Raw genomic sequence first — 7,094 nt, forward strand, 5'->3', positions numbered from 1 at the left:
CATTTGAATTTGCAGGTTCGGCGTTGGGCGTTGGGCGTTGAGCGTTGAGCGTTGAGCGTTGAGCGTTGAGCGTGAGGGGATCCATTCGCTAAACGCTCAACGCCGAACGCTGAACGCCGAACGCCGAACGCCGCACGCTGAACGCTGAACGCCCAACGCTCAACCTTCTCACTTCTCCGTATCCACCAGGCCCTTGACAAACCACTTCTGCATCAGGATGACGACGATGGCGGGCGGGATCATCGCCAGCATCGCGGTGGCCATCACGGCGCCCCATTCCGTCTGGGCGTCGCCGCCGGAGATCATGCGCTTGATGCCGATCACCACCGGGTACATGTCCTCGCTGGTGGTCACCAGCAGGGGCCAGAGGTACTGGTTCCAGCCGTAGATGAACTGGATCACGAACAGCGCCGCCATCGAGGTCTTGGACAGCGGCAACAACACGTCCTTGAAGAAGCGCATCGGGCCGGCGCCGTCCATGCGCGCGGCCTCCACCAGTTCGTCCGGCACCGTCAGGAAGAACTGGCGGAACAGGAAGGTGGCCGTCGCCGAGGCGATCAGCGGCACCGTGAGCCCGGCGTAGGTGTTGAGCATGCCCAGGTCGGAGACCACCTCGTAGGTGGGCGCGATGCGCACCTCCACCGGCAGCATCAGCGTGACGAAGATCGCCCAGAAGAAGAACTGGCGCGCCGGGAAGCGGAAGTAGATCAGCGCGAAGGCCGACAGCAGCGAGATGGCGATCTTGCCGATGGAGATGACCAGCGCCGAGACCAGGCTCACGGTCATCATGCGGCCGACGGCCGCCTTGGAGCCGCCGCCGCCCTGGGTGCCGGTGAGCACCGCCGTGTAGTTCTCGATCATGTGCGAGCCGGGCAGCAGCGGCATCGGCGGATGGATGATGTCCTGGTTGCTGTGCGTGGAGGCCACGAAGGTGATGTAGACGGGCAGGGCGACGATCAGCACGCCGATCACGAGGATCAGGTGCGACAGCAGGTTGAGGCCGGGGCGACGTTCGATCATGTGCGGGCGGGCCTCAGTAGTTGACCTTCTTCTCGACGAAGCGGAACTGCAGCACCGTGAGCGTGACCACGATGACCATCAGCACCACCGACTGCGCGGCGGAGCCGCCGAGGTCCAGCGCCTTGAACCCGTCGTAGTAGACCTTGTAGACCAGGATGGCCGTGTCCTTGCCCGGCCCGCCCTGGGTGGCTGCGTCGACGATGGCGAAGGTGTCGAAGAAGGCGTAGATGACGTTGATCACCAGCAGGAAGAAGGTGGTGGGCGACAGCAGCGGGAACTGGATCGTCCAGAAGCGCCGCCACGGGTGCGCCCCGTCGATGGCCGCGGCCTCGATCAGCGAGTGCGGGATGGACTGCAGGCCGGCGAGGAAGAACAGGAAGTTGTACGAGAGGTGCTTCCACACCGCCGCCATCACGATCAGCGCCATGGCCTGGCCGCTGTTCAGGAGGCTGTTCCAGTCGTAGCCCCACTCGCGCAGCAGGTAGGAGACGATGCCCACGCTGGGCGCGAACATGAACAGCCACAGCACGCCCGCCACCGCCGGGGCGACGGCGTAGGGCCAGATCAGCAGCGTTCGGTAGAAGCCGCTGCCCTTGATCACGCGGTCGGCGAACACCGCCAGCAGCAGCGACAGCGCGATGCCGAAGAAGGCCACCAGCACCGAGAACACGGCGGTGGTCCAGAAGGAATCGATGTAGGTGGGATCGTTCCAGAGGTTGCGGAAGTTCTCCAGCCCGACCCATTCGACCGAGGTGCCGAACGCGTCCGCTTGCTGCAGCGACTGCACCAGCGCCTGCGCGGCCGGCCAGAAGAAGAAGATGAGGATGATGGCGAACTGCGGGGCGATCAGCACCCACGGCAGCCAGGAGGAGCGGAAGACGACGCGTTTTTCTGCAGCCATGTCAGCGGCCGGTGATTATGCAGCGAAGCCCTCCCCCGCCTGGCGGGGGAGGGCTGGGTTCTCTGGGCCCCCGCGTGCGCGGGGGTGACACTCACAACTTGTTGGTCTTCTGGAACCGTTCCAGCAGCTCGTTGCCGCGCGAGACGATGGAATCCAGCGCCTCCTTCGCCGTCTTCTTGCCGGCCCACACCTGCTCGAGTTCCTCGTCCTCGATGGTGCGGATCTGCACGTAGTTGCCCAGGCGGATGCCGCGCGACTTGTCGGTCACCTTGCGGACCATCTGGTTGACGGCGGTGTCGGTGCCCGGGTTCTGCTTGTAGAAGCCGGACTTGTCCGTCAGCTGGTAGGCCGCCATCGTGATGGGCAGGTAGCCGGTGCGCTTGTGGCTCTCGGACTGGATCTCCGGGCTGGAGAGGAAGTCGAAGAACTTCGCCACGCCCTTGTATTCGTCCGCCTTCTTGCCGGAGAGCACCCACAGGCTGGCGCCGCCGATCACCGTGTTCTGCGGCGCGCCCTGCACGTCCGGGTAGTAGGGCAGGGTGGAGACGGCGAAGTCGAACTTGGCGTTCTTCTTCACGTTGCCGTAGAAGCCGGAGGAGGTGGTGATCATGGCGCACTCGCCCGAGACGAAGCTCGCCTCCGGCGTGTTGCCGCGGCCCTTGTAGATGAACAGGCCGCTCTTGGCCATGTTGCCCAGGTTCTCGATGTGGCGCACGTGCAGCGGCGAGTTGGCCTTCAGCCGCGCGTCCCAGCCGGCCAGGCCGTTGCTCTTGGTGGCGAGCTCCACGTTGTGCCAGGTGGAGAAGCTCTCCAGCTGGGTCCAGCCCTGCCACGCGGTGGTGAAGGGGCACTTGTGGCCGCTGGCCTTGAGCTTGGCGGCCGCCAGCGCCACCTCGGGCCAGGTGGCCGGCAGCTTGGCGGTGTCGAGGCCGGCGGCCTTGAACGCGTCCTTGTTGATGTAGAAGACGGTGGTGGAGCTGTTGAACGGGAAGCTGAGCATCTGCCCGTTCGGCGCCGTGTAGTAGCCGGCCACCGCGGGCACGTAGGCCTTGGGGTCGAACTTGTAGCCGGCGTCCGTCATGACCTTGCCGACCGGCACGCTCACGCCCTTGCTCGCCATCATGGTCGCGGTGCTCACTTCGAACACCTGCAGGATGTGCGGGGCCTGGCCGGCGCGGAAGGCCGCCACGGCCGCGGTGAAGGACACGTCGTAGCTGCCCTTGTACGTGGGGATGACCTTGTATTCCTTCTGGCTGGCATTGAACTGGGCGGCCAGGTCATTGACCCATTCGCCGTTCACGGCGGTCATCGAATGCCACCAGTGGATCTCCGTCTGGGCCTGGGCGGAAGCCGCTCCGAACAACGCGGCCGCCACGGCGAGGGCGGAAAACTTCGATTTCATGCAGTCGCTCTCCTTCAGGATGCTGAATCCCTGACTCTACGATTTCTTTGTGGCGCGGATTAGACAGTCGGCCCACCCCAGCGGCAAGCGGGTTTCCGATAGCCTCGCGCAGCAGCGTCGTGTTGCACCGCGGTAAAATTCCCCCTCAGCCGGCTCGCTCGTTTGGCTGACGTTGCCCTGACCAATGAACGCGCCGACCACACTCGAACAACTCATGGCCGCAGCGGACGGCGAAGCCCCCCGCCTGCGCGAGATCCCCTACAACTACACCTCGTTCTCCGACCGCGAGATCGTGATCCGCGTCCTGGGCTCGCGTGCCTGGGAAGTGCTCAATCGCCTGCGCGAGGAGCGCCGCACCGGCCGCTCCGCCCGCATGCTGTACGAAGTGCTGGGCGACATCTGGGTCGTGCAGCGCAATCCCTACCTGCAGGACGACCTGCTGGACAACCCCAAGCGGCGCAAGCTGCTGGTGGAGGCCCTGCACCACCGCCTGACGGAGATCGGCAAGCGGCGCGACCCGCAGTCCGACCCGCAGCGCGACGCGCTGGTGGGCGAGCTGCTGGCCGCGGCCGAACGCGCCGTGCGCAGCTTCGACGCCGCCTTCGCCGAGACCGCCGAACTGCGCGCGCGCACCCAGCGCCTGCTGCGCAAGTACACGCGCAAGGACAACATCAAGTTCGACGGCATGTCGCGTGTCTCGCACGTGACGGACGCCACCGACTGGCGGGTCGAATACCCCTTCGTGGTCCTCACGCCCGACACCGAGGCGGAGATGGCCGGCCTGGTGAAGGGCTGCATCGAGCTGGGCCTGACCATCATCCCGCGCGGGGGCGGCACCGGCTACACCGGCGGCGCGATCCCGCTGACGTGGAAGAGCGCGGTGATCAACACCGAGAAGCTCGAGGCCATGAGCGAGGTGGAGCGCGTCGCGATCGGTGGCCACGCGGAGCCGGTGCCGACGATCTGGACCGAAGCGGGCGTGGTCACGCAGCGCGTATCCGATGCGGCCGAGCGCGCCGGCTTCGTCTTCGCGGTGGACCCCACCTCGGCCGAAGCCTCCTGCATCGGCGGCAACATCGCCATGAACGCGGGCGGCAAGAAGGCCGTGCTGTGGGGCACGGCGCTGGACAACCTGGTGTCCTGGCGCATGGTCACGCCCGACGCGCAATGGCTGGAAGTGGTGCGCACCGACCACAACCTGGGCAAGATCCACGACGCGCCGGTGGCCAGCTTCGAGCTGCGCTACTTCGCCGCGACCGGCAAGATCGACTGGACCAAGCCGGAGCGCGTCGAGCGGCTGGAGATCCCCGGCGCCAGCTTCCGCAAGGAAGGCCTGGGCAAGGACGTCACCGACAAATTCCTCTCCGGCCTGCCCGGCATCCAGAAGGAAGGCTGCGACGGCCTGATCACCAGCGCGCGCTGGGTGGTGCACCGCATGCCGCAGCACACCCGCACGGTGTGCCTGGAGTTCTTCGGCAACGCCAGGGATGCGGTGCCCAGCATCGTGGAGATCAAGGACTTCATGTTCGCCGAGCAGGGCCGCACCGGCACCGTGCTCGCGGGCCTGGAGCACCTGGACGACCGCTACCTGCGCGCCGTGGGCTACGCCACCAAGTCCAAGCGGGCCGTGCTGCCCAAGATGGTGCTGATCGGCGACATCGCCGGCGACGACCCCGACGCCGTGGCCCGCGCCACCTCGGAAGTGGTGCGGCTGGCCAACTCGCGCAGCGGCGAGGGCTTCATCGCCATCAGCCCCGAGGCGCGCAAGAAGTTCTGGCTCGATCGCAAGCGCACGGCCGCCATCAGCAAGCACACCAACGCCTTCAAGATCAACGAGGACGTGGTGATCCCGCTGCCGCGGATGGCGGAGTACACCGACGGCATCGAGCGCATCAACATCGAGCTGTCGCTGCGCAACAAGATCCAGCTGTGCGACGAGCTGGAGGCCTTCTTCCAGCGCGGCAACCTGCCGCTGGGCCGGCAGGACGACGCCGGCGAGATCCCGTCCGCCGAACTGCTGGAAGACCGCGTGCAGCAGGCCATCGTCCTGGTGCGCGAGGTGCGCACCCAGTGGCAGGACTGGCTGGCGAATGCCGACGGCCTGTTCCCGCAGCTGCAGGACCACACGCTGCGCGCGAGCTGGAAGGTGCAGCTGCGCGCACCGCTGGCGCAGGTCTTCTCCGGCAACGCCTTCGCGCCGATCCTGGCCGAACTGAACGCGATCCACCAGCGCGTGCTCAAGGGCCGGGTGTGGGTGGCGCTGCACATGCACGCCGGCGACGGCAACGTGCACACCAACATCCCCGTCAACAGCGACGACTACGCGATGCTGCAGACGGCGCACGAGGCGGTGAAGCGCATCATGGTGCTGGCGCGCTCGCTCGACGGCGTGATCTCGGGCGAGCACGGCATCGGCATCACCAAGCTGGAGTTCCTCACCGACGAGGAGATCGCGCCCTTTGCCGAATACAAGCAGAAGGTCGATCCGCAGGGCCGCTTCAACAAGGGCAAGCTGCTGCGCCCCTCCACCGCCGGCGAGGTGGACGCGGACACCTCGGTCTACGCCGACCTCACCAACGCCTACACGCCCTCGTTCGGGCTGATGGGGCACGAGTCGATCATCATGCAGCAGTCCGACATCGGCGCCATCGCCGATTCGATCAAGGACTGCCTGCGCTGCGGCAAGTGCAAGCCGGTGTGCGCCACCCACGTGCCGCGCGCCAACCTGCTGTACAGCCCGCGCAACAAGATCCTCGCCACGTCGCTGCTGGTCGAGGCCTTCCTGTACGAGGAGCAGACGCGCCGCGGCGTCTCGATCAAGCACTGGGAGGAGTTCGAGGACGTCTCCGAGCACTGCACGGTGTGCCACAAGTGCGTGAACCCGTGCCCGGTGAAGATCGACTTCGGCGACGTGTCGATGAACATGCGCAACCTGCTGCGCAAGATGGGGCAGAAGAGCTTCCGCCCCGGCAGCGCGGCGGCGATGCTGATGCTCAACGCCACCAACCCCGAGTCGATCAAGATGCTGCGCACCGCGGTGATCGGCGTGGGCTACAAGGCGCAGCGCCTGGGCAACACGGTGATGCGCGGGCTGGCGCACTTCCAGGTGACGGCGCCGCCCGAGACGCACATGCCCGCTCCCATCAAGGAGCAGGTGATCCACTTCGTCAACAAGAAGCTGCCCGGCGGCCTGCCGACCAAGACGGCGCGCGCGCTGCTGGACATCGAGGACAAGGACTACGTCCCGATCATCCGCGACCCGAAGGCCACCACCTCCGAGAGCGAGGCGGTCTTCTACTTCCCGGGCTGCGGCTCGGAACGCCTGTTTTCGCAGGTGGGCCTGGCCACGCAGGCGATGCTGTGGCACGCCGGCGTGCAGACCGTGCTGCCGCCCGGGTATCTGTGCTGCGGCTATCCGCAGCGCGGCTCGGGCCAGTACGACAAGGCCGAGAAGATCATCACCGACAACCGGGTGCTGTTCCACCGCGTGGCCAACACGCTGAACTACCTGGACATCAAGACGGTGGTGGTCTCCTGCGGCACCTGCTACGACCAGCTCCAGGGCTACGAGTTCGACAAGATCTTCCCGGGCTGCCGCATCATCGACATCCACGAGTACCTGCTGGAGAAGGGCGTCAAGCTGGAGGGCGTGACCGGTACGCGCTACATGTACCACGATCCCTGCCATACGCCCATGAAGACCTACCAGCCGATCAAGGTGGTGAATCAGCTGATGGGATCGGAAGTGAGGCCGAACGACCGGTGTTGCGG

General features: G+C 66.3%; 4 protein-coding genes. 1 reads left to right on the top strand and 3 read right to left on the bottom strand.

Annotated features, from left to right (window positions below; translation table 11 throughout):
* Window positions 1–168: 168 nt before the first annotated feature.
* The 3 genes from ugpE to ugpB all read right to left on the bottom strand — a co-directional run bounded on the left by ugpE (window position 169) and on the right by ugpB (window position 3,323).
* Window positions 169–1,020, bottom strand: a complete 852-nt coding sequence (ugpE, locus tag VFM98_RS19015; protein WP_325111465.1) for a sn-glycerol-3-phosphate ABC transporter permease UgpE — start codon at window positions 1,018–1,020, stop codon at window positions 169–171.
* A gap of 13 nt (window positions 1,021–1,033) precedes the next feature.
* On the bottom strand, window positions 1,034–1,921 hold the full coding sequence (gene ugpA, locus VFM98_RS19020; protein ID WP_325111466.1) for a sn-glycerol-3-phosphate ABC transporter permease UgpA: 888 nt from the start codon (window positions 1,919–1,921) through the stop codon (window positions 1,034–1,036).
* Window positions 1,922–2,012: 91 nt separating this feature from the next.
* Complete coding sequence (gene ugpB, locus VFM98_RS19025) at window positions 2,013–3,323, bottom strand: sn-glycerol-3-phosphate ABC transporter substrate-binding protein UgpB (protein WP_325111467.1); 1,311 nt, start codon at window positions 3,321–3,323, stop codon at window positions 2,013–2,015.
* A gap of 184 nt (window positions 3,324–3,507) precedes the next feature.
* On the opposite strand from ugpB, the gene VFM98_RS19030 reads away from it, so the two are divergent.
* Window positions 3,508–7,094, top strand: a 3,587-nt coding sequence (locus VFM98_RS19030; RefSeq protein ID WP_325111468.1) for an FAD/FMN-binding oxidoreductase, incomplete at its 3' end; no start/stop codon positions are given.

Origin of the sequence: Ramlibacter sp. (assembly GCF_035706265.1) — a bacterium.
Lineage (GTDB): Bacteria > Pseudomonadota > Gammaproteobacteria > Burkholderiales > Burkholderiaceae_C > Ramlibacter.